This window comes from Nocardiopsis moroccensis, from assembly GCF_055763695.1.
Genome location: NZ_CP199747.1, coordinates 2,030,186 through 2,055,984 on the forward strand (window position 1 = coordinate 2,030,186; position 25,799 = coordinate 2,055,984).

General features: G+C 71.8%; 22 protein-coding genes. 11 read left to right on the forward strand and 11 right to left on the reverse strand.

What is annotated here, in order from left to right; translation table 11 throughout:
• The first annotated feature begins 79 nt into the window (after nt 1-79).
• Complete coding sequence (locus ACUKCB_RS09130) at nt 80-1,486, forward strand: hypothetical protein (RefSeq protein WP_473040087.1); 1,407 nt, start codon at nt 80-82, stop codon at nt 1,484-1,486.
• Between the two features lie 58 nt (nt 1,487-1,544).
• Here the strand turns inward: ACUKCB_RS09130 and ACUKCB_RS09135 are convergent, their stop codons facing one another.
• From ACUKCB_RS09135 to ACUKCB_RS09145, 3 genes are all read right to left on the reverse strand, one after another.
• Complete coding sequence (locus ACUKCB_RS09135; RefSeq protein ID WP_473040088.1) at nt 1,545-2,633, reverse strand: CorA family divalent cation transporter; 1,089 nt, start codon at nt 2,631-2,633, stop codon at nt 1,545-1,547.
• A 145-nt stretch (nt 2,634-2,778) separates the two neighbouring features.
• Entirely contained in the window at nt 2,779-3,426 is a 648-nt protein-coding gene (locus ACUKCB_RS09140; protein WP_473040089.1) for an alpha-ketoglutarate-dependent dioxygenase AlkB family protein, read from the reverse strand.
• Between the two features lie 64 nt (nt 3,427-3,490).
• Nucleotides 3,491-5,293, reverse strand: a complete 1,803-nt coding sequence (locus ACUKCB_RS09145) for a hypothetical protein (RefSeq protein WP_473040090.1) — start codon at nt 5,291-5,293, stop codon at nt 3,491-3,493.
• A 175-nt stretch (nt 5,294-5,468) separates the two neighbouring features.
• Here ACUKCB_RS09145 and ACUKCB_RS09150 point away from each other — a divergent pair, with 175 nt between their 5' ends.
• Nucleotides 5,469-5,894, forward strand: coding sequence for a hypothetical protein (locus ACUKCB_RS09150; RefSeq protein ID WP_473040091.1), 426 nt, complete (start codon nt 5,469-5,471; stop codon nt 5,892-5,894).
• Entirely contained in the window at nt 5,891-6,211 is a 321-nt protein-coding gene (locus tag ACUKCB_RS09155) for a winged helix-turn-helix domain-containing protein (RefSeq protein WP_473040092.1), read from the forward strand. Before ACUKCB_RS09150 ends, ACUKCB_RS09155 begins: the two co-directional genes overlap by 4 nt.
• 234 nt (nt 6,212-6,445) lie before the next feature.
• Here the strand turns inward: ACUKCB_RS09155 and ACUKCB_RS09160 are convergent, their stop codons facing one another.
• The gene (locus ACUKCB_RS09160; protein WP_473040093.1) at nt 6,446-7,390 is read right to left on the reverse strand and encodes an EamA family transporter; all 945 of its coding nucleotides are present in this window, start codon (nt 7,388-7,390) and stop codon (nt 6,446-6,448) included.
• A gap of 71 nt (nt 7,391-7,461) precedes the next feature.
• Between ACUKCB_RS09160 and ACUKCB_RS09165 the strand changes: the two genes are divergently transcribed.
• Nucleotides 7,462-8,382 (forward strand): LysR family transcriptional regulator, encoded by a 921-nt coding sequence (locus tag ACUKCB_RS09165; RefSeq protein ID WP_473040094.1) that lies wholly within the window; start codon nt 7,462-7,464, stop codon nt 8,380-8,382.
• A 67-nt stretch (nt 8,383-8,449) separates the two neighbouring features.
• On the opposite strand, the gene ACUKCB_RS09170 is transcribed toward ACUKCB_RS09165, so the two are convergent.
• A complete protein-coding gene (locus tag ACUKCB_RS09170; protein WP_473040095.1) occupies nt 8,450-9,379 on the reverse strand; it encodes a LysR family transcriptional regulator in 930 nt (309 codons plus the stop codon).
• Between the two features lie 312 nt (nt 9,380-9,691).
• Here ACUKCB_RS09170 and ACUKCB_RS09175 point away from each other — a divergent pair, with 312 nt between their 5' ends.
• The 4 genes from ACUKCB_RS09175 (at nt 9,692) to ACUKCB_RS09190 (ending at nt 15,531) form a co-directional block, all read left to right on the forward strand.
• Nucleotides 9,692-10,234 carry a GNAT family N-acetyltransferase gene (locus ACUKCB_RS09175; RefSeq protein WP_473040096.1) on the forward strand — a complete coding sequence of 181 codons (543 nt, stop codon included), beginning with the start codon at nt 9,692-9,694 and terminating at the stop codon, nt 10,232-10,234.
• Nucleotides 10,235-10,383: 149 nt separating this feature from the next.
• The gene (locus ACUKCB_RS09180; protein ID WP_473040097.1) at nt 10,384-11,583 is read left to right on the forward strand and encodes a hypothetical protein; all 1,200 of its coding nucleotides are present in this window, start codon (nt 10,384-10,386) and stop codon (nt 11,581-11,583) included.
• Nucleotides 11,584-11,686: 103 nt separating this feature from the next.
• Nucleotides 11,687-13,774 carry an FUSC family protein gene (locus ACUKCB_RS09185; protein WP_473040958.1) on the forward strand — a complete coding sequence of 696 codons (2,088 nt, stop codon included), beginning with the start codon at nt 11,687-11,689 and terminating at the stop codon, nt 13,772-13,774.
• Between the two features lie 692 nt (nt 13,775-14,466).
• Nucleotides 14,467-15,531: an IS110 family RNA-guided transposase gene (locus ACUKCB_RS09190; protein ID WP_473036352.1), complete on the forward strand. Its 1,065-nt coding sequence runs from the start codon at nt 14,467-14,469 to the stop codon at nt 15,529-15,531.
• Between the two features lie 33 nt (nt 15,532-15,564).
• Here ACUKCB_RS09190 and ACUKCB_RS09195 read toward each other — a convergent pair whose 3' ends face one another.
• A complete protein-coding gene (locus ACUKCB_RS09195; RefSeq protein ID WP_473040098.1) occupies nt 15,565-16,218 on the reverse strand; it encodes a cyclase family protein in 654 nt (217 codons plus the stop codon).
• Nucleotides 16,219-16,460: 242 nt separating this feature from the next.
• On the opposite strand from ACUKCB_RS09195, the gene ACUKCB_RS09200 reads away from it, so the two are divergent.
• From ACUKCB_RS09200 to ACUKCB_RS09210, 3 genes are all read left to right on the forward strand, one after another.
• On the forward strand, nt 16,461-17,141 hold the full coding sequence (locus ACUKCB_RS09200) for a lysophospholipid acyltransferase family protein (RefSeq protein WP_473040099.1): 681 nt from the start codon (nt 16,461-16,463) through the stop codon (nt 17,139-17,141).
• A 280-nt stretch (nt 17,142-17,421) separates the two neighbouring features.
• Nucleotides 17,422-18,768, forward strand: coding sequence for an FAD-dependent oxidoreductase (locus ACUKCB_RS09205; RefSeq protein WP_473040959.1), 1,347 nt, complete (start codon nt 17,422-17,424; stop codon nt 18,766-18,768).
• Between the two features lie 580 nt (nt 18,769-19,348).
• A complete protein-coding gene (locus ACUKCB_RS09210; protein WP_473040100.1) occupies nt 19,349-21,910 on the forward strand; it encodes a penicillin-binding transpeptidase domain-containing protein in 2,562 nt (853 codons plus the stop codon).
• A gap of 96 nt (nt 21,911-22,006) precedes the next feature.
• On the opposite strand, the gene ACUKCB_RS09215 is transcribed toward ACUKCB_RS09210, so the two are convergent.
• From ACUKCB_RS09215 to ACUKCB_RS09235, 5 genes are all read right to left on the reverse strand, one after another.
• Nucleotides 22,007-22,345: a DUF3040 domain-containing protein gene (locus ACUKCB_RS09215; RefSeq protein WP_473040101.1), complete on the reverse strand. Its 339-nt coding sequence runs from the start codon at nt 22,343-22,345 to the stop codon at nt 22,007-22,009.
• A gap of 236 nt (nt 22,346-22,581) precedes the next feature.
• Nucleotides 22,582-23,700 (reverse strand): ABC transporter ATP-binding protein, encoded by a 1,119-nt coding sequence (locus ACUKCB_RS09220; protein ID WP_473040102.1) that lies wholly within the window; start codon nt 23,698-23,700, stop codon nt 22,582-22,584.
• Nucleotides 23,697-24,512: an ABC transporter permease gene (locus ACUKCB_RS09225; RefSeq protein WP_473040103.1), complete on the reverse strand. Its 816-nt coding sequence runs from the start codon at nt 24,510-24,512 to the stop codon at nt 23,697-23,699. Before ACUKCB_RS09225 ends, ACUKCB_RS09220 begins: the two co-directional genes overlap by 4 nt.
• Nucleotides 24,513-24,520: 8 nt before the next feature.
• Nucleotides 24,521-25,357 (reverse strand): molybdate ABC transporter substrate-binding protein, encoded by an 837-nt coding sequence (modA, locus tag ACUKCB_RS09230; protein WP_473040104.1) that lies wholly within the window; start codon nt 25,355-25,357, stop codon nt 24,521-24,523.
• Entirely contained in the window at nt 25,350-25,751 is a 402-nt protein-coding gene (locus ACUKCB_RS09235; protein WP_473040105.1) for a TOBE domain-containing protein, read from the reverse strand. Before ACUKCB_RS09235 ends, modA begins: the two co-directional genes overlap by 8 nt.
• Between the last annotated feature and the right edge of the window lie 48 nt (nt 25,752-25,799).

Genomic DNA, 25,799 nt, shown 5'->3' on the forward strand with positions numbered 1-25,799 from the left:
CCCCGAACCGGAGCTGCTCCACCGCCGTCACAACCTCCGGTGCGCCACCGCCCCACAGGCGCGGGAAAGGAAGACAAGCTTGAGTTGGATCGACTACTCGCAGAACGCGCGGATCAGGGAACTCCAGGAGGACCTGAGCGACACGTACTCGCAGATGGCGCGGGAACGCAGGCGCATGCGCTCCGAAGTGGGCCGGATCCGGGAAACCCTGGAACAGAGACTCGACCGGGTCTCCGCGACCCTGGACGCCTTCATCGAACTCAGCGACGTCCGCGCCACCCTGGCGATGTTCGACGACGCCGCGATCACGCGCCACCGCACCCTCCAGATGCTGGCCGGCACCGCCCCGGCCGCCCCCGGAATCGAGGACGTGCCCGGGTACTGGCTGGCCCCCGCCGCCCGGGGGCTGCACGCGCTGCTCGACGACGACCTTCTGCCCCACCTGCCCGGACCGCGCGTCCAGCTGACCCGCGGCCGGCGCGCCCTGTGGCTGCTGACCGCCGACGGCTCCTTCGGCGACGACGCCCGGGAACACCTGTTGCTGTCCACGCTGCGCCGGTGGACCGCCGAGGACGTCCGGCTCTCCCGGGTCCACGACTGGGTCGCCGTTCCGGCGGTGTCCGGCCGGGGACGGGGCGCCACAGCCTCCGCCGCCTCCCAGCTCCAGGCCGCCCGGGCCCTGGTCCGCCTGCGCGAACGGGTCACCGAGGTCACCGCGCTGGGCGTGGAGGACACCTCTTCGGAGGCCATGGCGCCCGACGAGGCCAGCTCCGGCTTCCTCCGGGAGACGCTGCACCTGCTCGTGGAGGAGGGCAGCCCCGAGGAGGCGCCCCTGCTGGCCGAGTCCAACCGGCTCCGAGCGGTGATCGAGAACGGCGGCCGGGAGGGGGCCCTGCCCGCCTGGGGCGACACCGTCGACAGTGTCGAGGCCCTCCTCCGACAGGACCTGACCCGCGAGGACGTACCACCGCAGCGCCGCACCTTCGCACTCGTCCTCCAGCGCGCCGCCGTCCTGGACACGGCGGAGGAGCTGGCGGCACGGGCCACCACCCGGGTCCCCGAGACCGCGGACACGACCTTCCAGGGCCTGTCCATCACCGTCACCGAGTCCGGCGCCGACCAACGACAGGTCGAGCGCGCCCGCCGCGGGCTGCGGGAACGCCACAGCGCCGACCGCGGCCGCCACGGTTTCCTCTGGATGAGCCTGGCCACGGCGGTGGTCCTGCTCGTCCTGTCCCTGCTGACGGCGAACGCCTTCCTGTGGATCCTGACCCTGGGGGCCGCGGTCACCACCGGGATCGCCTACACCTCCTCCGAGCGGGCCAGGGAGGACGGCGACGCCGTCCTCAGCTCGCAGACGCGTGGATTGGAACAGCAGGTCGCCCGGGCCGTGGAGAAGCTGCGCCGCGCCAGGACGGAGAGCGAGGAGCTCGCCTCCGCGGCCAGGAGCGACCTGGACCGCATCCGGAGCCTGCTCGACCCCTGAGCCGCACGGCGGGGCCCGGCACGGAGGACACCCCGCGCGGACCCGCCGACCCCAGCCGCTACAACCAGCCGTTGCGTCTGAAGAGCACGTAGAGCAGCAGCGCGGACAGGAACATGAGGGAGAGCACGAGCGGCCAGCTGAAGACCCAGTGGAATCCGGGCTGGGGGGAGATGTTCATCCCGAAGACCGAGGAGATCAGTGTCGGGACGACCAGAATGCCGCCCCAGGAGGAGATCTTCTTCATCGCCTCGTTCTGTGCCTGGCTGATGAGGGCGCTGTGGACCTCGGTGATGTTCTCCAGCAGCTGGCGGAAACTGTCGGCGTGTTCACGGGTCGCGCGGACGTGGTCGGCGACGTCGCGCAGGTAGTGGTACAGCTCGGTGCGGTGTTCCGGGCCCGGGCGGGGCAGCGGATGGGAACCGGCCCGCTCGGGACGCTCCAACGGGGCCATGAGGTGGTCGAGGAGTTCGTCCAGGGGATCGATGGCTCGTTGGAGGCGGATCGCCTGGCGCGCCAGACGGTAGGTGCGCCGGGAGGCGTCCCGGTCACCGGCGAAGACCTGGTTCTCCACCTCGTCGATGTCGTCCTGAAGCCCGGCGATGGCCGGGGCGTAGGCATCCACGACCTGGTCCAGGACCCCGTAGACCACGGCCGGCGTGCCGTGGGCGAGCATCCCCGGTTCGGCTTCCAGGCGGGAGCGGACCGCCTCGAAGTCGACCTGCTCGGTGTGCCGGATGGTGATCACGAAGTCGTGGGCACCGAAGACGTGGACCTCCCCGACCTCCACGAGCTCCCTCTCCTGGTCGTAGCGGGCCGGTCGCAGCACCACGAACAGCACGTCGCCGTAGGTCTCGACCTTGGGCCGCTGATGGGCGACGATCGCGTCCTCCAGGGCCAGCCGGGGCAGGTCGAAGTGGTGGGCGGCGTCCAGCAGTTGTTCCCGGTTGGGGGCGCTCATGCTGACCCACGCCATCAGCCCCGAACCGGTGTGGACGGCCTCGCCCGCCTCGGCGAGCGAGCGGGTCTCGCGCTGGCGGCGCCCGTCCCGGTAGAGGCCGATCCGGACCTCGCCGGGTGGGGTGTCGGCGGGCGGGACGCCTCCCCCACCGCCCAGGGCCATGGTGCGCTCGGGCGCGGATTCGGTCATGGTCTGCCCTCCCGTGTGCGGCCTGCCCTGCCCGATCCTGACCCGGTGCGGGCACGGGCGCGCGCCGACACGCCACGGGGCCCGGGCCGCGGCGGCGATTCCCGTCCAGCACGCCCGCAGGGGCGGGGCGTGGTCGGCGGGCGGTTCAGTCCTGCAGGCCGCAGGCGCGGACCGTGATGTTGAGCCTTCCGGTCAGGCCCAGGCCGGGGTCCGCGCTGCCCGGGCGGGTGCGCGGTACCCCGTGGTAGGCCATCCGGGAGGGGCCACCGAAGACGAACAGGTCACCGCCGCGCAGCTCGACGTCGGTGTAGGGCCGGTTCCGGGTCTCGGTGTTGCCGAACCGGAAGACGCAGGTGTCGCCGAGGCTGAACGAGACCACCGGGGCACGGGAGCGCTCGTCCCGGTCCTGGTGCATACCCATCCGGGCGTCGGCGTCGTAGAAGTTGACCAGGGCCACGTCGTAGGGGTCCCCCCGGTGCGGGGCCCCGTAGGCGGCCTCGACGGCGCGGTCCGCCAGGTCGCCCAGCAGGTCGGGGAAGGGCTGGACCGGGGTGCCGTCGGGCAGCTCGCGGGCGTAGGAGTAGGGCTGCCAGTGCCAGCCGAGCGAGACCATCGAGACGCTCATCCGCCCACCGCGCGGCATCGGGTGCCGACGCATCCCCGCAGGCCCGCGCGCCCACTCCCGGCAGCGCCGGACCAGCTCGGCCCGGGTCTGCGGGGACAGCCAGCCGGGCAGGTGGACGGCGCCCGGAGCGACGGTGACCGGTGGTGAGCCGAACAGTGCTTCGTCCATGCCCCCATGGTGCCCCGCGCGGGTGACAGAACCGCGCGGGGCGCGGGCGGGCAGGGGACCCGGATCAGCGGCGCATGAGGTCGCGGACGTTGACCACCAGGAGCACGACCACGATGAGCACGATGGGGACGGTGACGGCGATCCGCCAGTCGGCGATGAAGGCCGCCACCACCCCCACGATCAGGCCTGTGACGACGGCGGCGATCGCCAGTCCGGTGAGGTACTGGACGAACTTGCGGCGGGCGACGGCGTCGATCGCCGCGAAGCCCAGGACGACCCCGAGCATGGCCCACAGGGTCATGTGCCCGTCCAGCAGGAACAGGGGGAGCGCCAGGGAGATGAGCAGCAGGGGCGTGCTCAACGCGACCCACAGGTGCAGGAAGCGATTGGTGCGCTGCTCGCCGGAGGCGTAGGGCAGGTGCGGTGCCTTGAGGTGGCCCGTGGGCGAGGGCACCAGCGGGGTGTCGCTGTCCAGGGAGCGTTGGAGCGTCTCGCGCTCGTCGGCGATCAGGACCCGCTTCTCGTACACCTCGGCGAGTTCCTTCTCCAGTTCCTCGACCTGCTGGGAGTACTCGCGGGCGCGGGGCCGTGACTGGGCCTCGCGTTCGAGGACGATACGGGCCGAGTCGAGTTGGCGGAGCCGGTCGCGGCGTCTGACGATCTCCGCGTCCATGTCGCGCACCCGCGTGTCCAGGCCGCGCAGGTGGGAGCCCAGTTCGGCGCGGGCCGCGCGCTCGCTGGGCGCCACCTTCTGCAGTCCGGCCCAGGTCAGCGGATCCGCCCAGGAGCGGCGGATGGTGCCGTCGCGTTCGTAGCGGGGGCCACTGGGAGCACGCTCGCCGTCGAAGAAGTCGCGGGTGTCGCGCCCCCACAGTCCGCGGAAGCCGTGCACCCAGGGGGTGTCGTCGTCGATGAGGACGGCGTTCCACTCCCGGTCGCCGCCGGGGCCGAGCCGTTCGCCGTCGCCGCGCGCGTAGTCGACGAAGGGGACGCCGATGCCGTGCCGGTTGATGGCACTGTCGGCCCGGAAGAGGCGCTGGGTGATCCGTCGCCAGAAGCGGACGAGTCCGCGCAGTACCGCGGGGTCGACCTGGATGAGGTAGTCGCCGGCGAGCATCTGGTGCGAGTGCGATCCCGCACCGACGTAGACCACCGGGTGGGGTCCGTCCCGGCGCAGCTCGGGGTCGGCCCAGGATCGGCGCAGGTCGTCGCCCTGGTACTCGTGCGAGGAGGCGCCGACCCATACCGGGCGGGTGCTGCCGTCGGGGTTCTCCACCGCGTAGACGGTGACGCGCTCCCAGTCGGCCTCGTGGTCGTTGACCCCGCCGTAGATGGTGCGCCAGTCGTTCATCGCGTAGAAGAACCAGTACTGGAGGATGATGTAGCCGCCCTCGCGGGTGACGCGCCCGTAGTAGGTGGCGCCGCCGTTGTCGACGCGCTCCCGGTAGCGGGTCACCGCGGCGAAGGTGACACCTCCGGGGACCGCTCCGCGGATGAGCAGTGAGAGCTTCATCAGGATGTCGAGGACGCGGCCGAGCACGCCCACGGCGGCCAGGCGGCCGCTCTTGGGGATCACCGAGCGGGCGATGCCCTTGAACCGGCGGGCCTCCTCGCGCAGCGTCTCCTCCTGCACGAAGCGCAGGTGCTTGTGCCTCCCGGGCCACTCCTCCTCGGCCCGGGCGAGCCTGTCGAGGGTGAGCTCGCCGACGGGAACGATGACGCTCTCGCGTCCGCCGGGCTCCTCGATCCAGAGGCTGCAGTTGCGTACGTAGGCGTCCACGTCGGCGGGGAAGAAGAGTTCCCCCTTGGTGCACATGAGCACCGGTTCGTGGGCGCGCAGGAGTTCGAGGTCAGATTTGGCCGCCATGATTCGGACCAAGTTAGTGCATGCGGGGACGGTGCCGTGCCTGGAAGGGGCCGCGGTCGGAGTGGGCCCTGTCATGCCGGTCGCCGCCCGGCCCGGGAACCTCGGATCGCAATTACTTGCCAAAATGGAAAGTGAGTGCAATCATGGAAAAACATTGACAGAGAGGAAGTCTCGTATGCACAAGGAAGAGGCCCGGGACGCCCTGGAGCGGGCCCGGGTGATGCAGGCGAAGGTAGGCCCGAGGGGGCGCTGGTACGCGGTCTACGGTTTCGGGTTCGGCCTGGTCAGCACGGTGCTCCTGCTGACCATCGGGATCACCGGCACCGTCACGGGCGTGTTCGTGGGCCTGGCGTTCTATCTGGTCATGCTCACCGCGCTCATCGTCTACAGCCGCCGCCAGCCGGTGCAGCCCCTCGGCTACACCAAGCTGCACCACTGGGGCATGGGCGTGTGGGCCGCCGTCTACGTCACGGCCGTCGGGGTCGGAAGCGTCTTCTTCCGGGGAGAGCCGGCCTGGTGGGTAACGATGGCGGTGCTGAGCGCGGTCCCCACGTCCGTGGCGGGCATCGTCGTCCTGCGCCGCAGCCGGGGTGAGCAGTGAGCCACCCCCGCAGCCGCCTGGACGAGGTCATCCATTCCCCGGTCCGGTTCTCCATCGTCGCGGCGCTGGCCTCGGCCGACCAGATCGAGTTCCGGGTCCTGCGGGACACCGTGGAGGTCAGCGACTCCGCGCTGTCCAAGCAGATCGCGACCCTGGAGGAGGCCGGATACGTGGTCGTGAACAAGTTCCGCGTGGGGCGGCGCACCCGCACCTCCCTCCTGCTCAGCCCGGAGGGACGCAGGGCCTTCGAGCAGCACGTACGAGCCCTGCGCGACATCGCCTCCGGCGTCGGCCCGCACCCGTCCGACCCCGACTGACCCTCCTGCGGTCACCGATCGCTCCGGGCTCCTCCCGCACGCGGCTGCGACACGTCCAGGAGGAGGTCCGGGACGGTCTCGGCCGACGAACCATCGGCGGCAGGGAACGAGTACGGCCGCGCACTCGCGTACGCGGCCTGGGTCCCGTTCCGCCGCCCCGAAGGGCGACGGAACGGGCCCGAGGACCCTTCGGCGCGTGCGTCCGCCCCCCGGGGGCCGCACCGAAGGGCCGGTTCAGGCGGCCTGCGCCGGCGCGAGACGGCCGCGCTGCCTGCGCACGGCCCTGGGGACCGCGGGCCCGGCGCCCCGGTCCCCTCGGGCGGCGCCGATCCCGGCGATCACCACCAGCCCCATTCCGACCAGCTGTACGGCGGCCGGGGCCTGGCCGATGACGACCAGCCCCATCACCAGGGCGACGGCGGGTTCCAGACTGGAGAAGGTGCTGTAGGCGGTCCGGCTCATCCGCTGCAGGGCGATCATCTCCAGCAGGAACGGCACCATCGGGAAGAGCAGCGCGATGAGCAGCGTGAACATGATGAGCCCGGGGTCGGGGTCGGCGATCGCGGCCGGGGCGCCCAGCGGCGCGGTGACCAGGGCCGCGACGGTCATCGCCAGGGCGAGGCCGTGCACGGCGTTGAACCCGGCGCCGACCCGCTGGGTCAGCACGATGTAGCCGACCACGCAGACCGCCCCGGCCAGGGCGAAGCCGATCCCCACCAGGTCGAGCTCGCCCTGCCAGGGACGGGTCAGGCAGACCACGCCGACCACGGCCGCGACGATCCACACCAGTTCGCGGCGGCGGCGCATGGCGGCGACGGCGACCACCAGGGTGCCGAGGAACTCGATGGAGGTGGCGGTACCGAGTTCGATTCGAGCCGTCGCCTCGGAGTAGAACAGCATCATCCCCGCACTCGCTGTGCCCAGGATCACCACGGCTCCCAGCTCACGCGGTTTCGCCGCACGCACGGCCCGCCACAGGGAGCGACCGCCGAGCGCCAGGAGGAGCAGCGCGGCCCAGCTCAGCCGGAGCCAGGTAACCGTGGCCGGGCTGGCCTGTTCGAAGGCGGTCACGGCCAGAGCGCTGCCCGTGTGCAGCGTGAACATGCCGACGAGCAGCATCAACGGAGCCGGAATCGGGGTCTGGGCACGGCGGAGCGAGGGAAAGAAAGAGCGGATCACCCGACCATTGGATCTACATGGTTCGTTTCTGTCCACGGACTCATGGTTGATGGACCATGTAGTTTTGGTGGATGGATTTCACTCGGCTCCGCCTACTCGTGGAACTGGAGCGACTCGGCACGATGTCCGCTGTGTCCGAGGTCACAGGCATGAGTACCTCCGCGGTGTCCAAACACTTCGCCGTCCTGGAGAAGGAGGCGGGTGTTCCACTGATCGTCCCGGACGGGCGACGGGTACGGCTCACCCCGGCAGGACGGCGGCTCGCCGAACACGCCGTGGACATCCTCGCCCGGGTGGAGGCGGCCCAGGCGGAGTTCGACGGCGAGACGGCCCCCGCGGGCCGTGTCGACCTGGTGATGTACACGTCAGCGGCGCCGATCGTGCTCCCTGCGGTGCGCCGCCTGAGGCGCGACCACCCAGGGATGGACATCCGCCTGACCGAGTACGAGTCGGACCAGGCGCTGGATCTCCTCCAGGACGGGGGCGCGGATCTGGGGGTGGTCTACCAGTACAGCCTTCTCCCCCGGAAATTCCCGGGGACGCTCACGGTCCACCCGGTGGGAAGCGAGGCACTGCTGCTCTCCCAGCCCTCCGAGGGCGCGGACAGCAGGACGCTGACCCGGCGCCGCCTGCGCGAACTGTCCGAAGCCTCCTGGATCGCCAGCCCCTACCGGGGCGACGAGGAGGCCCTGCTGCAACGGATGTGCGCCGACGCCGGATTCACCCCCCGGATCACGCACCGCATCGACACGCTGGACCTGTTCGAGGAACTGGTGGCCACCGGGGTCGGGGTGGGCGTGGTGCCGCGCCTGTCGACCACCACACGGCGCGGGGTCGCCCACGCCCCGCTGGGCGAACTGGGCGGGGTCCGCCGGGTCTACCTGGCCGGACGCACCGGTGGCTGGGCCTGGCGGCCGATCCGGCTGGCCGCCGCCTACCTGCACCAGGCCGCTTCGGAGGTACTCGACGACGTCCCGCCGTCCCCGTTCTGAACGGCGACCGCGACGGTGGCGGGAGGGGCCGTCCTCGACCGGGGCCGCCCCCGGCTCGGTGCCGGGGTCAGCCCGCGACCGCGAAGGGGCCGACGGAGGGGACCGGGACCTTGCTGGCGGCCTCGCGAACGGCGGTGAGCAGGGGCTCGGGTGTCGAACCTGCCCGGGACAGGGTGATGATGTGGCGCCGGGCGGTCTCCCGTACCCCGCGGACCACGATCTGGGGCTTGTTCAGCCCGGTCCAGGCCAGCCTCGGCATCAGGGCGACCCCCAGCCCCGCCTGGACCATGGCGAAGACGGCGCTGAAGTCGTCGACGGTGTGCACCACCCGGGGCTGGAACCCCGCCTGGCTGGCGGCGGCGGTCACACAGGAGTGCCAGGCCGTGCCCGGGGCGGACATGATCCAGTCCTGCGCGGCCAGGTCGTCGGCCAGGTGCAGGCTCGTACGGGTGGCCAGGGGGTGCTGGTAGGGCAGGATCGCGTCGAACAGCTCGACCATGACCGGGTCCGTGCGGAAGTCGGGGTCCCCGGTGGCGGGCATGTGCGCGGTGGACATGGTCAGGGCCACGTCCAGGTGGCCCGAGCGCACCATCTCGGCGCTCTCCTCGGGCTCGGCCTGCACGACCTCGAAGGTCCAGCCGGGGTGGCTGGTGCGCAGGCGGGCCAGGGCCGGGGCGAGGAGGTCGCTGATGCCGGTGGAGAAGGAACCGACCCGGACCACCCCCCGGTCGCCGTCCACGTACTCGGCCAGGTCCGCGGTGGCGCGTTCCATCTCCGCGAAGATGACGTGCGCGCGCTTGAGCAGGACCCGGGCGGCGCCGGTCAGCAGGAATCGGCGGCCCTGGCGTTCGACGAGGGGGACCCCGGCTTCCCTGGCCAGGGCGGCGAGCTGTTGGGAGACCGCCGACGGGGTGACGTTGAGCGCCTCCGCGGTGGCTGCCACCGTGCGGTGGTGGTCAAGGGCCTGAAGGAGCTGCAACCGCCGAACGTCGATCATGGATCCCAATTTATGGCAGAACGCCCAGGTTTCTAGATGGTTTCGGTCGGATCACCCACTCTTTGTGCGTGATTCCGTGCACACCGTCCAGTCCCCTACCACCCCCTCGGGAGAACCCGCGGGAGAAACATTCGAAGTTTTTTCCACCAAGAGATGTCGTGTGTGGTTTTTCCTCGTGTCGGGCCTGTTCCCGCCGATACCGGCACGTACAGTCAGACCCACAGCTCAACCACGGGCCCGCAGAGTGCGGACCGCAGGGGATCAGCACCCAATGCTGGTGGAACGGGTGAGAAGAAAATGCAAACTTCGCTGATGACCAAACCTCGTTCAACGAACGTCGGCGTCCTTGGCTTCCGCTACCTCGGAGCACACGAGGTGGAGGAGCTCGCCGACCTGTGGGGCGCGCTGCACCAGCAGCACACGGTGACCGCCCCGCACCTTGAGGAGATCATCAGCGCGGTGAGCCTGGACGAGTCCTGGCGCCGACGCCGCGCCCAGTACCTGGAGTGGCTCGCCGACCCCGACACCATGGCCATCCTCGCCGAGCACGAGGGCGACCTGGCCGGGTACGCGATGGTCACCATCCGCAAGAACGCCCAGGGCAGCTGGGACCGCGGCGAACGGGTCGCCGTCGTGCAGACCTTCGCCATCGACCCGGAGTACACCGGCTCCGGTGTCGGCTCCAAGCTCCTGGAGGAGGTGCGCCGCCAGCTCGCCGCCATGGGCATCCGGGACATCGAGTTCTCCGCGCTGGCCACCGCCTCCGAGGACATCAGCTTCCTGGAGCAGGAGGGCTTCCGCCCCTTCGTCACCACCATGGTCTGCCGCGTCGACGGCTTCGGCGCCCACGACTGACGGCTGCCCCCGGCCGGAAACCGGCTGGAGCTCGACCAGGAACCAGCCCCCGTGCGGTCATACCCACGTCCCGCACGGGGGCTTCCCGCTGCCCGCCCCCCGGGCGACACACCCCGGCGGCGACGGGCCCGAGACGCTACGCTCGGCCCGTGGCCTCCTCCGACTCCAGCACCTGCATCTTCCCCGGCTGTACCCGACCCGTGCCCCGCGGCTCCTCCCCCGGGCGGCCTCCCCAGTACTGCGACCTGCCCGAGCACACACGGTGGCGGGCATGGAAGGAACGCCAGCGGCTGGCCCAGGAGGCGGAGCACGCCGAGGAGGCGGTCCGCGCCGACAGGAACGAGAACACGCCCTCCGCGACGACCGGCCGGGAGGCCGAACCCGTCACCACCGCCCGGCTGCGCGCGGACGACCTGCTCACCCGGTTCGCCGTCCAGGCGGAACAACTCAGCGCGACCCTGAACTCGGCCACCGAGGCCTTCACCACCATGACCGACCCGGCAGCCGCCGAGTCCCAGGTCGAGGCGGCCCGGCTCGCCGCCTCCCGCCAGGTCTCGGAGGCCGACTCCGCCCGTTTGGAGGCGGAGAACCGCCGCCGAGAGGCCGAGGCGGCCCGCCGTGCGGCGGAGGAGACCACCGCCGCCGCCGTGACCGCGACCCAGGACGCCGAGCGCATGGCCGAGGAGGCCCTGCACCGCCGCGAGGCGGCCGAGGCCGAACGCGACCGGCAGGCGGAACTGGCCCGGATCGCGGCCGAGGAGCGCGACGCGGCCACCGCCGAGGCCAACGCCGGACTGGCCGCGGCCGAACGCAGGATCACCGAGACCGCTGACCGCGCCCGCGCGGAGCTGGAACGCGAGCGGGCCGAGGCCGAGCGGCGTCTGGAGCTGGCCCGGACGCAGACCGAGCGCCTGCGCACGGAACTGGCCGAGCAGTCCCGCCGGCGGGACGAGGCGGAGCTGGCCGAACGCGACGCTCTGGCCCGAGCCGAGCGCGCCGAGGAGCAGAGCCGCCGCGACGCCGCGGCCCTGGAGTCCGAGCGCTCCCGTCTGGGTACCGAACTGGAGCGCGCCCACCAGCGCCTGGAGTCCGACCGGGCGGCCGCCGAGTCCGAACGCGCCCGCCTCACCGCGGAACTGGAGCGTCTGACGGCGGACCGCGAACGCCTGACCGCCGAACTCGACACCCAGCGCCGCAACGCGGAACTCACCCTGGCGGAGGCCCGCGAAGCCGCGGCCGCACGCCTGTCGGTGGCCGAGGAGACCCGGGACCGGGCTCTGGAGCGGGCCGCACGGGCGGAGGCAGCACTGGAGGAGACATCCGCACGGGCGGCCACCGGGGAGTCCTGACCGGAGACTGCCGCACCCGCACGGGGGCCGACGTCCTGTTCGTCCCGTTCGGCTTAGGATGGGGCCCGTGCGAGATCTGGGAACCACTGGTGAGACCGGCCCGATGAACCTGGGCGAGGACGACTCCGCCAAGGGCCCGGAACGCGTCACCGTGGGTGAGCGGCCACGGCCGCGCGTCGACCTCAGGGCCGTGTTCGGTCTGGAGGCGGGCGCCTGGGCCTGGACGACCGCCGTGCAGGCGACCGTCGCGATGACGGTCTCCTTCGCCCTGGCGGCGCTGGCCTTCGGCCCCCAGGTCGGCACTCTCGCCGCGTTGGGGTCCATGACCGTCCTGTACGAGAAGAAGACCCCCTACTCCTACCGTGCGGCGGCCCTGGCCCTGGTGGGGTCGGGCTTCGTCGCCGCGGTGGCCGTCAACTCCCTGGCCGCGTCGTTCTCCCCGTGGGCAGCGGTGGTCTCCATCGGTCTGACCGCCGGGCTGGCCACATGGGTCTGTGCGGCCTGGCGGGTGGACAAGCCCGGGACGATGTTCTTCGTCCTGGTCGCCAGTATCTCCACGATCGCCCCCGGAGGCCTGGCCGACGTGCCCCTGCACGCGCTGGTCGCCGCCACGGGCGCGGCGGTGGGGTGGGCGGTGTCGATGTCGGGCGCCCCGGTGCGCGCCCGGCATCCCGAGTACCGGGCGGTGGCCGGGGCCTACCGTGCCCTGGCCACACTGCTCCGGGCCGTGGGCAGCCCCGAACTCGACCACGCCCAGCACAGGGCGTCGGTGGCCGTCGCCGAGGCGTGGCGGATCGTGCTGCTGGGACAGACCCGCGGTTACCGCACCACCGCCGAGGCGGCCCGGCTGCGCGCCCTGCTGCGCTGGGTCTCCGACATCCACCTGGCCGCGACCCAGGTGTGCATGGCCCGGCCCACGGCGCTGCCCGAAGAGGCTGCGGAGTTCGCCGACCGGATGGCCCTGGCCGTCGCCGAACCGGATCGGGCGCCCGATCCGGACTCCCTGGACGAGCTGCGCCGGGGCATGCGCCCGCGGTCGCTGGAGGCACGCCTGTACAACCTGCTGTCGCGGGCCTCCCAAGCCGCGCACCGGAGCGCCCGGGGCGACGGGGAGGAGGACGACAAACGCAGCGCCGACCTGCACGACGACCGCTACCCCGCGCTGTGGAACTCGCTGCGTTCCAGTCTGAGCGCCGACTCCCTGATCCGCCCCACCGCGCTGCGCATGTGGTTGACCGTGACCCTCGCGGGCGCGTTCGGGCTGTGGTTGGGCCTGGAGCACTACTACTGGGTGGCGCTGACCACGACCGCCGTCCTGCAGGGCGGCAACGTGGTGCTGACCCTGAACCGTTCGGTGCAGCGGTCGCTGGGCACCCTGCTGGGTGTGCTGGGCGGGGTCGCGCTGCTCACGACCGACCTGCCGCTGGCCGCGGTCATCGTCCTGGCCGGGCTGTTCCAGGGCGGCACGCAGCTGGTCGTGGGCCGCAACTTCTTCTACGCCTCGGTACTGCTGACACCGATGGCGCTGCTGCTGTCCTACACCGCCAACCCCTACCCCGTCGCCGAGTTGGCGGGGTCGAGGATCATCGACACGCTGGTCGGTGCGGCCTTCGGCATGGCGGGGTCGCTGCTGCTCTGGCGCAAGGCGTCGGCGACCCGGCTTCCGCAGGCCATCGCGGGCGTGCTGGAGAGGACCCGTCAGTGCATGATGGCGGTGCTGGACCAGGACGTGGAGCTCACCGAGGAGCGCCGTTACCGGCTGCGCCGGGACATGCGTGCGGCTCTGGTGAGCCTGCGCGGTGTGTACGAGAGCGCGATCGGGGACGTGCCGCGGGCCGCTTCCACCCGCCCGCTGTGGCCGGTGGTGGTGGCCACCCAGCGCATCGGGTACCTCGCCCTGGCGGCGCTGTCCCAGGACCGCAGCCCCGATCCGGCGGGCACGATCACGCTCCAGCGGGTGGACCTGGCCTTCCACGAGCTCATCCTGGCGATGGAGGAGCGGCGCACCCCCAGGCTGGGCGCCCTGCCCCGGTTGCCCGCCTATCCGCGGATCAACATGGAGCTGCGTGCGCTGGCCAACTCGATGACCAGCGCGGTGGCCCAGGACGAGCGCTCCGCCCAGCAGGAGGCCGAACGCCGGGCCCAGCGCGAACGGCGCCGGGCCCAGAAGGACGTGGACGCCGACCTGTAAGAGACCGTTCCTGTGGACTGGTCGGGAGTGTTCCCGTTCAGCCGCGCGCCCCGAACGGTCCTGGGCGCACTGGTCCCCGGCGTACTCGGGCCCCGGGGCGGCCACACGCGTCCTGTGCGTGGTCCGATCCCGGGAGACCGGTTCCCTCACGAACCGGTCCTGGGTGTGGTCAAAGGGTTCGCAGGAGGCCCCGGACCATCGCACTGGTGGCAAGGGGGCCCGAACACCGACACCACACCAGGTGTCCCGGATCGCACACCCATAGCAACCGCACCGGCGTGACACCAGCACAACCACCATCACGCCAGAAACCACTCATGCACACCCATACACACCTGCGCACACTCAACCAAGAACAGCTCATAACCCCTTTTTTCACGGTGATCTTGCTACCAGGGGCAACTTCGGCGCCGAACTTGCCCCTGGTAGCAAGATCTACTGGTTCATCCTGGTGTGTGTCGGGAGGGTTTCGACGGGAGCCGCCCGACAGCGGGGCTGGGGTGACTCCAGCAAGATCTGTCCCACGTGGACCTTGTCGTGACCTGTCCACCAGCACCCGCAGGCCAAGACCCTGGCCGCGGGAGTGACCTCATAGAAGCCTGTGCAGCCGATAACTCACAGTAGATCTGTCCCCCGGGCCAGGGCCCTGGTAGTCGTCCCGTTCCTGAACAAAGGAAAGACAGGACACCACCATGGTGACAGTGGGCATCGATCCGCACAAGAACATGCACCAGGCCCTCGCGCTGGCCGATGACGGCACCCGGCTGGGCACTGCCAAGAAGGTCACCGCGGGCCCGCAGGCCCTGGGCGAGCTCCTGGCCTGGATCCGCCCTCTGGCGGGCGATGCCCCGGTGTTGTGGGCGATCGAGGGCGGCCCCGGGCTGGGCCGGGCCATCGCTGACGCCTTGTTGGGGGCGGGCCAGGAAGTGGTGTGGGTGCCGGCGCGCGCGATGGCCGCCCACCGCCGCCTGAGCGGGGCGGTGGGCGCCAAGTCCGACGTGATCGACGCGGTGGCGGTGGCCCGCGCGGCGATGGCCGACCCTGATCTGGCCCGCCACCGTCTCGATCCGCTGGTGCGGCAGGTGCGTGTGCTGGTGGATCTGCGCCAGGACCTGGTGCGGCGGCGGGTGGCCCTGACCAACCGGGTGCTGGCGATGCTGCACCGGGAACTGGACCACAACCTGGGCAAGGGTGCGTTGGCCACCCGGGCCAAGGTGGGACGGGTGCGTGCGCTGGTGGAGGGGGCCGAGCTGGGTGAGGTGGTGCGATGGGCGCTGGCCGAGCAGCTGGGTGAGGTGCACACGCTGTTGGTGCGTATCGCTGGGGTGGAGCGGCGGCTCAAGGAGTTGGTGGAGCCGTTGGCGCCGAACCTGTTGGGGATTCGTGGTGTGGGTGTGGTCTGGGCTGCGGTGTTGCTTTCGCAGGTAGGGGACGTGTCGCGGTTCAAGACCTCGGCGAGGATGGCCCGGTGGGCGGGGTGCGCGCCGATCCCGGTGTTCTCCTCGGGGCGCCAGCGGCACCGGTTGCATCGGGGTGGGAACCGGCAGGTGAACCGGGCGCTGCACTCGATCGCTGTGGTGCAGGCCCGGTTCCATGGGCCGGCCCGGGAGTTCGTGCGTTCCCGGCAGGAGGCCAAGGGCACCAAGGGTGCGTATCGGGCGTTGAAGCGGCATTTGATGGATGTGGTGTATCGGGCGATGGTCGCTGATCAAGTGGTGAGAGAGCGGGCTGTTGTCTCTCTTCAGCCCGCCACTTGACATAGAAGCGTCACCGCGGATGGGGCGGTGGTACTAAGCGAGCACGGCGAAGGCCCGGACGGGGAAGGCCGCCATGCCGCGGACCTTGGCGGGAACCGCGTAGAACGAGAAGCCCTCGGCGGGGAGCTGGTCCAGCAGGCACAGGTGCGTGACGATCGGAATGCCCGCGGCGAGCAGGGCGGCCTGTGCCGGGCGGGCGCCCTCGGCCGCGGGAGAGGTGTCGTCGACGCTGACCGAGTCGATGCCGACCAGGGTGGCTCCGGCCTCGACCAGGGCCTTGGCCGCCGTCTCGGTCAGGTGGGGGTGGTCGGACCGCCCGTAGGCCTCGGTGCGCCAGTGCCGGTCCCAGCCAGTGCGTACCAGGACGGCGCGTCCGCGCAGGTCCGGACCGGAGAAGGCCTCGGGGCCGATCTGACGGTCCTCGGTCGCGGAAACCACGACTCCGGGCAGGTCGGCGACCCTCTCCAGGTCCAGGTCGGCCGGGTCCGCCCCGTCCCGGTAACGGTGGGCGGGCATTTCGACGTGGGTCCCGGTCGCCCCGACCATGGTGACCCGCCCGCTGCTGTTCCCGTGTCCGGGAACACCGCCCGCGACGGTGGTGCTCTCCTCGATCACCGGTTCCGGCAGGCCCGGCCAGGTGGTCATTCCGTCGGTGATCTGGTGGCTGACATCGACCAGTTTCGGCATGGCTGTCTTCCTCGCTCGCGTCCGGAGAAGCCTCTGACCCGGGCCAGAGGTCTAGACCATAACCCTAGCGCGTGTGGTGCATGTCACGGCAGGGGTCGGGGAGTTCTCTTCGGCCACCTCGGCCAGACAGCCACCCGCCGGGCCCCGCTAAGCTCGGAGGGCACACCCACGGGTCGAGGCCCCGTCCGGTGCGTGCGAACCCCGCGAGCATCAGCGACCCACCGAGAAGGGGCGACTTCATAGTGTCACTGTACGGAGCAGCCAAGGCCGTCGTCGCGCCCGCCAGTCGCGTGGCGTGGCCCCAGAAGGTGGAGGGCACGCAGCACGTCCCCGCGCGGGGCCCGGTGATCCTGGCCGCCAACCACCTGGCGCTCATCGACCCCCTCTTCATCGGGGTGGCCTGCCCCAGGCCGGTGCGCTTCATCGCCAAGCAGGAGCTCTTCGACGAGAGCACACTGCCGAGGAAGGCGCTGTCCCGAGTTCTGCGGGCACTGGGCCCGCTGTCGGTGGACCGCCGGCCGGGACAGAGCTCCCAGGAGGCGATGAACAACAGCCTGGAGGTCATCAACGGCGGAGAGGTCTTCGGGATCTTCCCCGAGGGCACCCGGTCCCCCGACGGCCGTCTGTACAAGGGGCAGACCGGCCTGGCCTGGCTGGCCCTGACCACGGGGGCGCCCGTGGTCCCGGTGGCGCTCGCCGGCACCGGGCGCATCCTGCCGCCCGGCCGCAGGATCCCCTCGCTCAACCGCGTGGGCGTGCGCTTCGGCGAGCCGGTCGACCTCTCCCCCTGGGCGGGGCAGGCGGGACGGGCCAAACCGCGCCGGGAGGCGACCGACGCCATCATGAGCGCGATCGCCAAGCTGTCCGGACAGGAGCAGGTGTCCCGGTACGCCGCCTCCGTCAAGGCCGAACTCGAACAGTAGTGACTTTCCCCACATTCATCCTGGGGCTGATTCTTCCTTGGCGGGGCGTTGACCCCACACTGAAGGCCCTTCCAGCGACCTCGGACCCGGCCTCCCACCTGGACTGTCGGCGCCGGGCGGACTTCAGGCCGTTTCCCCCTACCTGGCGGAGAGAACAGAATTCCCTACCCTTATAGTGGGTTTTTCCGGTGGCGACATCGGGTAGATTAGGCAAGCCTTACCTATGGCGTCCGACCCTGGCGCGAAGACTTGGAGCTGTGCGATGACGCGACCACTGCGAGTGGGAATCGTGGGTGCGGGCCCGGCGGGCATCTACGCCGCGGACCTGCTCACCAAGGACGAGACCCTGTCCGCGTGCGGCACGTCCGTCAGCATCGACATCCTCGACAAGCTGCCCTCCCCCTACGGCCTGGTCCGCTACGGAGTGGCCCCGGACCACCCCCGGATCAAGCAGATCCAGGGGGCCCTGCACAAGATCCTCGACAAGCCGGAGATCACCTTCTACGGCAACGTCGAGTACGGCGTGGACCTCAAGCTGGAGGACCTGCGCCGCCACTACGACGCGGTCATCTTCGCCACCGGCAGCGACCGCGACCGCCCGCTGGACATCCCCGGCGTCGACCTGCCCGGCAGCCACGGCGCCGCCGACTTCGTCTTCTGGTACGACTCCCACCCCGACGTCAACCCCTCCTGGCACGTCGACGGCACCAGCGTCGCCGTCATCGGCGCGGGCAACGTGGCCGTGGACGTCGCGCGCATCCTGGCCAAGGACGCCGACGACCTGCTGGCCACCGACATCACCGACAACGTCTACGAGGGCCTGCGCGCCAAGCAGATCACCGACGTGCACGTGTTCGCCCGGCGCGGCATCGCCCAGTGCAAGGCCACTCCGATGGAGCTGCGCGAGCTGGACAAGCAGCCCGGCGTCGAGGTCCTGGTCTACGCCGAGGACTTCGAGATGGACGAGGGCAGCCTCCGGGCCTGCGAGGAATCCAACCAGGTCAAGACCAACGTCAAGGTCCTGCAGAACTGGGCGATCCGGGACGAGCGCGGCGCCGAACGCCGCCTGCACCTGCACTTCCTGCACTCACCGGTGGAGATCCTGGGCGAGGACAGGGTCACCGGCCTGCGGACCGAGCGCATGGAGCTGACCGGCGACGGCAACGTCAGGGGCACCGGCGAGTACGTCGAGACCGAGGTACAGGCCGTCTACCGCGCCATCGGCTACCTGGGTTCCCCCCTGGCCGACCTGCCCTTCGACGAGGAGCGGGGGGTGGTGCCCAACTCCGAGGGCCGGGTCCTGGACCTGGATGAGGAGCACGTCGACGGGGTCTACGCCACCGGGTGGATCAAGCGCGGCCCGGTCGGCCTCATCGGCCACACCAAGGGTGACGCACTGGAGACCGTGACCAACCTGGTCGCCGACCGCGAGTCCTTCACCCCGGCCGCCGAGCCCGACCCGGTCTCCTTCCGGGCCCTGCTCACCGAGCGCGGTGTCCAGTACACCACCTGGGAGGGGTGGAAGCGGATCGAGGCCAAGGAGGAGGAGCTGGGCGCCGAGCGCGGTCGCAAGCGCCTCAAACTGCTCTCCCGCGAGGAACAGACCAGCGTCGCACGCCAGGCCTAGGGCCTTCGTGTGAGCTTCCCGGCCGGTCCCGTACCCCTTTGCGGGACCGGCCCCTTGTCTTTACCCGATCTGTGCCGTCTGTCACCGTGAGATTGCACATGCGGCTGTCCCAGAGTTCGTGGAACAACTCCCCGGACTGATGGGTTAGAGTCACTGTTGGTCGGTGTGGTAGCAAGTGTCCCCCGGGCCTCAACTATTGCCTTCGCGGAATACCGCGTCCGGCACCCGCCCTCCGGGGCGGGCTGATCGGACGGCCAGGAGCCCCGTTGTGCCCCGCGCCGAGAGGCGACCGCCATGCCGACCATCATCCTCGTGCCCCGCTCCCACCGAGGTGGGGGCGGGGCATCGTGGTATCTCCTGAAAACGTAACGAAGGACGGTCAGGCGTGGACGAACGGTCCCCCCGGCAGCCGGATTCCTCCGGGCCGCCCGAGGATTCGGACGGCACAGAGGCGCATCGGCCGCGCCCGGAGAACCCCTACCGCATCCCCCAGCGGCCTCCCGGGGCCCGCCCCGTGGACACCGGAGACTTCAGGTTCGATCACCCGCGCCCCGCGGACCCCGTGGTGCCCCCTGCTCCCGTGCCCGAAGCCCCGCCCGCAGGACCGGACGAGGCGACACAGGGCCCCGGGCAGCAGTGGGGACAGCCCGCGCAGGACGCCGACCGCGGCTGGGACGCCCAGTCCGCAGGCACGCCCGAGCCGTCGGGCGGCTGGGACGCTCCCGGCCGGGGCGACCAGCCGTCCTGGGGCCGTTCCGTCGACCCCTCCGCCGCCCCTGCCCCCGGTGAGGAACCGTGGGGCGCTCCTGCGGAGCCCCGGCCCCCGCAGGCCGAGGGCTGGAGCGCGCCCGCCGAACCGCAGGGCCCGCAGGAGGCCTGGGGCGGCCCCGCCCACGCCCAGCACAACTGGAGCGCACCGGCCGAACCGCAGGGCCCGCAGGAGAGTTGGAGCGCACCGGCGCCCCCGCAGGCCGAGGGCTGGAGCGCGCCCGCCGAACCGCAGGGCCCGCAGGAGGCCTGGGGCGGCCCCGCCCACGCCCAGCACAACTGGAGCACACCGGCCGAACCGCAGGGCCCGCCGCCGGGCTGGAACGACCCCGCCGGCGCACAGCCCCCGCAGGAGAGCTGGAGCGGTCCGGGCACCGGCCCGCAGCCCGACTGGGGACAGACCGCCCAGAACCAGGGGAACCCCGGGGCCTCCCCCGAGGCGTGGGGCACCCCGTACGCGGGACAGCCCGCCTACGCGGGCGACACGCCCTATCCCGGCACCGCACCCGCGCCTTACGGCGGAACCGCCTCCGGCCCGTACGAACCCGGCCGGGAAGAACCCGGGCCGCAGGCCGGAGAGAACCAGAGCGACAGCTACGGGTTCCTCTACGGCGATGGTGACCGGGGCGCTCCCCCGGGGCCGCAGGGCCCGGACGGGCCGGACGAGCCCTACGGACACGAGGACGACGCCTACGACCCCGGGCCCCCGCCGCCCCGGCGCAGATCCCGCCGCGGGCTGGTCATCGGCCTGGTCGCGAGCGTGGTCGTGTTGGCGCTGATCGGCGCCGGAGCGGGCTGGTACGTCTACACGCTGCCCCAGCCCGAGGAGGCCACGGCCGAGTACGAAGCCGCCTGGGAGGAGCAGGACTACGCACGTCTGGCCGCCGTCACCACCGGTGCGGACGCCGAGGCGGTCATGGACGGGATCGACACCGGTCTGGGCGTCGAGGCCGTCGACGTCGAGGTCGGAGCGCCCGTCACGGAGGGCGGCACCGGCAGCGCCCCCTACGAGGTGACCGTGTCCCTGACCAACGCCGACGACTGGGGCTGGGAGGGCGAACTCCCGCTGCTGCGCGAGGACGGGGAGTGGTGGGTCGAGTTCTCCCCCGAGGTCGCCTTCCCCGGGCTGGGCGAGGGCCAGGTACTGGCCCGTACCGCGGTGTGGGGCGAGCGCGGCCGGATTCTGGCCGCCGACGGCACCCGGTTGGACACCCCGGACGTGGCCGGCTCCCTGCAGATGATCGTGGGCTCCCTGGGCGAGGCCGACGAGGAGGACGCCGAGCGGCTGGGCCCGGCCTACGACGTCGGCGACACCGTCGGTGTGAGCGGGCTCCAGCGCACCTACGAGGAGCACCTGGCCGGGGAGGCCGCGACCACCATCCTGATGGTGGACGCCGCCGAGGCCGAGGACCTGGCGTCCGTGGAGGTCACCGAGGAGAACACGGTCGCGTCCCTGGACGGCTCCGACGGTACGGACATCACCACCAGCATCGACATGGGCGTCCAGAACGCGGCCGCCAACGCCATCATCAAGGCCGACGACCCCGCCGGCCTGGTGGCGGTACGCCCCTCCACCGGGGAGATCCTGGCAGCGGTGAACGTCCCCGGCGGGTTCAACCGGGCCTTCGAGGGCCAGTACCCGCCCGGATCCGCCTTCAAGATCATCACCTACAGCTCGCTGTTGGACAACGGCCTCTCGGTGGACGCCACCATGGAGTGCCCCGAGGAGTACGACCTGGGCGGTTGGCCGTTCCGCAACGCGGGCGGCGCCGAGTACGGCACGCAGACGGTGACCGAGGCGTTCGCGACCTCCTGCAACACCTCCCTGGTGCAAGAGGTCGACCAGTACCTGAACCCGGAGACCCTGCAGGCCAGCGCCGAGCAGTTCGGTATGAACGCCCCGCTGGACATCGGCGTGCCCACCCACGAGCCGAGCTTCCCGCCCGTGGACAGCTCCACCATGATGGGTGCCCAGGGCATCGGCCAGGGCCAGGTCCTCACCTCACCGCTGCACATGGCGACGGTTCCCGCCGCGGTCGCCGACGGTTCCTGGCGGCACCCGGTGCTGGTCACCGAACCCGCTCAGGAGGGCCTGCCCGGGCCCAACCCGATCGGCAACGCCGAGGCGCTGCGTCCGATGATGCGCGCGGTGGTCACCGAGGGCACGGCCAAGGACGTCTCCTTCCAGGGCGAGGTGTACGGCAAGACCGGCAGCGCCGAGTTCGGCACCCCCGAGGAGGACGAGGAACTCCCCACCCACGCCTGGATGGTCGGTTACAAGGGCGACGTCGCCTTCGCCGTGGTGGTCGACGGCGGTGGCGGCGGCGGATCCGTGGCCGGCCCGCTGGCAGCCGATTTCACGAACGCGCTCTAGCGGTACCCGGAGCGACAGCGGCCGGACCGGCCGTCGGGCCCCGCCCGGGAGAGGTGATCTCCCGGGCGGGGCCCTCGTCGTGGGGAAGCGCTCCGGCTATCCGACCGGTTCGGCGGGTTCGGGCGGCCCGTCCGCCGGATCGCCCTCCGGTTCCGGTCCGGGGACGCTCTCCTGTGAGGTCTCGGCCGGGGCGGGCGCCTCGGGCTGCGGGGCGCTCGGGGTGAGGACGAACAGCATCACCAACAGCCCCGCGGTCACCGCGGCGATCAGGCCGCAGGCGACCCACGGCTTCCAGCTCCGCAGCCCCGGATCAACCGGGGCGTCGGGATCATCGCTCCCGAAGGCCTCAAGGCGGCCGGCAAGGTCCGGAGCGTCCTCGCTGAGCTGCCGCTCGATCTCCGCGAGGACTCTGCGCTCATGCTCTCTCAGGGACATGGAACCCTCCTCAGCCGCGGGGGCAAGGACTGTCGTCACCGGGTGTTCTACAGTCTCCCCCAGGTGAGGCCCGGATATCCAAGCATGCAGAGGATTTCCACCCGTTTTTCGCGAACGGCACCAAAAAGGCACATCTCGTTCCGGTATGTGAGAGCCGTTTGTCACCACGGTCCGGGCCCCCGGCCCCGCAGCGGGGCGTACGGCCCACGCCCTGATCCGCCCCGCGCGGTCCCTGCTCAGCCCGGATAACACTCGACCTCGGAGGCCTTGACCCCGGCCCAGACCGTGTCCCCACGGGACAGGCCGAGTTCGGCCAGGGCCGCGGGGGTGATGTCCGCGGCCAGGGAGGGCGGGCCGAGCAGATGCACACGGACCTGGTCGCCGAAGCGTTCGACCCCGTCCACGGTCAGCCGCCACACGTTGCGCGTGCTGCCGTGGGGGTGTTCCGGGTACAGGGCCACCGCACGCGGCGGGAAGGCCACCAGGGCCGGGCCCCGGCCGGGCTCGCGCACCGACACCCGGACCCGGCCGCCGGGGGCCGGGTCGGCGAGCTCCACCACCTCCCCGGACGCCTCCCCCCGGAACAGGTTCAGACCCACCAGGCGCGCCACGTAGGAGGTGCGCGGCCGCCGCGCCACCTCGGCGGGTTCGCCCCGCTGCACCACCCGGCCCGACTCGACCACCGCGATGCGGTCGGCCAGCACCATCGCGTCCAGCGGGTCGTGGGTGACCAGCACCGTCACCCCCTCGAAGCCCTCCAACAGGTGGCGCAGACGGGCCCGGACGTCGATACGGGTGCTGGCGTCCAGCGCCGCCATCGGTTCGTCCAACAACAGCAGCCGGGGGCGCACCGCCAGGGCCCGGGCCAGGGCGACCCGCTGGGCCTGACCACCGGAGAGCTGTCGCGGGCGCGCGCGGGCGTGGTCGGCCAGGTCCATGTGGTCGAGCAGGTCGGCCGCGCGGGAGCGCGCCTCGGCCCTGGTCGCGCCCTGGCAGCGCGGGCCGAAGGCGACGTTGTCCAAAGCGCTCAGGTGCTCGAAGAGCAGATAGTCCTGAAAGACCATGCCGATGGGGCGTTGTTCGACGGCCGTGGTGGTCTCGTCCGCGCCGTCCACGAACACGTGTCCCCCGCTGAGGGGGGCCAGCCCGGCCAGGGCGCGCAGCGCCGAGGACTTGCCCGCACCGTTGGGGCCCAGCAGCGCGAGGACCTCCCCCGGTCCGGCGGTCAGCGCCACGTCGAGGGTGAAGTCGCCCCGGCGCAGGCGCAGCTCGGCGTCGAGCGCGGGTCCGGCCGTGGACACGGGAACCCGGGAAGCCCCGGACCGGGACCCGGCGGCACGCTCTGTCGGCCTCATCCGGCCCTCACCCACCTCTCGCGCAGGGTGGCCAGGACGGCCAGGGACACCAGGAGCAGGACGAGGCTGAGCACGACTGCGGCCTCGGGGTCGCGCTGCATGGCCATGTACACCGCCAGCGGCATGGTCTGGGTGGTACCGGGGAAGTTCCCGGCGAAGGTGATGGTCGCGCCGAACTCACCAAGGGCCCGCGCCCAGCACAGCACCGCCCCGGCGGCGATACCGGGAAGGACCATGGGCAGGGTGACCCGGGCGAAGATCGTGACGCGGCTGGCGCCGAGGGTGGCGGCGGCCTCCTCGTAGCGCCGATCGGCCCCGCGCAGGGCCCCTTCCACACTGATGACCAGGAAGGGCATGGCCACGAACACCTGGGCGATGACCACGGCGGCGGAGGTGAAGGGCAGGGTCAGGCCGAACCAGGCGTCCAGGTACCGGCCGACCAGTCCGTTGCGGCCCAGGACCATCAGCAGGGCCACCCCGCCGACGACCGGCGGGATCACCAGGGGGACGGTGACCAGCGCCCGCACGAGTCGGCGGCCGGGGAACTCGGTGCGTGCCAGCAGCCAGGCCAGGGGGACACCGAACAGCAGGGAGACGGCGGTGGCCGCGGTGGCGGTGGACAGTGACAGCCACAGGGCCGCCACCACGTCGGGATCGGTGACACGGGCGCCCATGGTGGGCCAGGGGGCCCGCAGGAGCATCCCCGCGAAGGGAAGGACCAGGAAGAGGACACCGACCACGGCGGGGACGAGGAGGATCCAGGGCACCCGCCCCGAACGGGGGCGCGGGGCGCGTCGGCTCGCGCGCGTCACGACGGCGGTCACGGTGTACCGAACCCCGCCTCCCGCAGGGCCGGGGCGCCCTCGGCAGCGACGAACTCGACCCAGTCAGCGGCCAGGTCCGGGTCGGCGGCCCCGGCGAGGACCCCGATCGGGTAGTCGTTGGCGGTCTCCTGGGCTCCGGGGAACTCCAGGCCCTCGACACGACCCCCGGCGGAGGCGACGTCGGTGGCGTAGACCAGGCCCGCGTCGACCTCGTCGAGTTCGACCTTGGTGAGCACCGCCCGCACGTCCTCCTCCAGGGTGACCGGGGCGACCTCCAGACCCGCCGCTTCCAGGGCGGTCGCGGTGGCGGAGCCGCAGGGCACCTCCTGCGCGCAGAAGGCGACCGAGACGTCCTCGTCGGCCAGGTCGGCGAGCCCGCCGACCCCGGCCGGGTTATCCGGCGGCACGGCGATCCGCAGGGTGTTGGTGGCGAAGACCAGCGCCTGCCCGCCGTGTTCGGCGGCCCAGTCGGCGTCCAGGCCCGCACCGTCGACGACCTGCCCCATGGTGGCGGTGTCGGCGGCGGCGAAGACATCGGCGGGGGCGCCGGAGTTGATCTGTTGGGCGAGTTCGCTGCTGCCCGCGAAGTTGAGGGTGACCGTGACCCCCGGCCGCTCCTGCTCGAAGGACCCCGCGATCTCCTCGAAGACGTCGATCAGGGAGGCCGCGGCGAAAACGGTGAGTTCCCCGCCGGCCCCGAGGCCCTCACCCCCTGCTCCGGTACCCGGGCCGGGAGCGCAGGCACTCGCCCCCAGGACCAGGGCCGTCAGAGCGGCGGCCCGGCCACGGAAGGGGCCGCCCGGGCGCGGACGGCGCCGGGCGTGTTCACGCATGCCGGCCTCCAGCGGCCTCGACGACGACGTTGGTGGACTTGACGACCGCGGTCGCCACGGTCCCGACCCGGAGTCCGAGCTCGTCGGCGGCCTCCCGGCTCATCAGGGAGACCACCCGGTGCGGCCCGGCCTGGATCTCGACCCCGGCCATCACCCGGTCGCGGACGACGTTGGTGACCAGCCCCCGGAAGCGGTTGCGTGCGGAGGAGACGCTGCGGCCGGGGTCCTCGTCCGCTCCGGCGCGCATGAAGGCGGCGAGTTCGGCGCCGTCGAGCCGACGGCGCCCGGAGGGGTCGCGCTCGGCGGGCAGTCGGCCGGAGTCCACCCAGCGGCGCACGGTGTCGGCGCTGACACCGAGCAGCTCGGCGGCCTCACTGATCTGAAAGGTCGGCATGGGAAGAACCTACTAGCCTCACCTACAAGGTTGTTATGGATGTTCTGC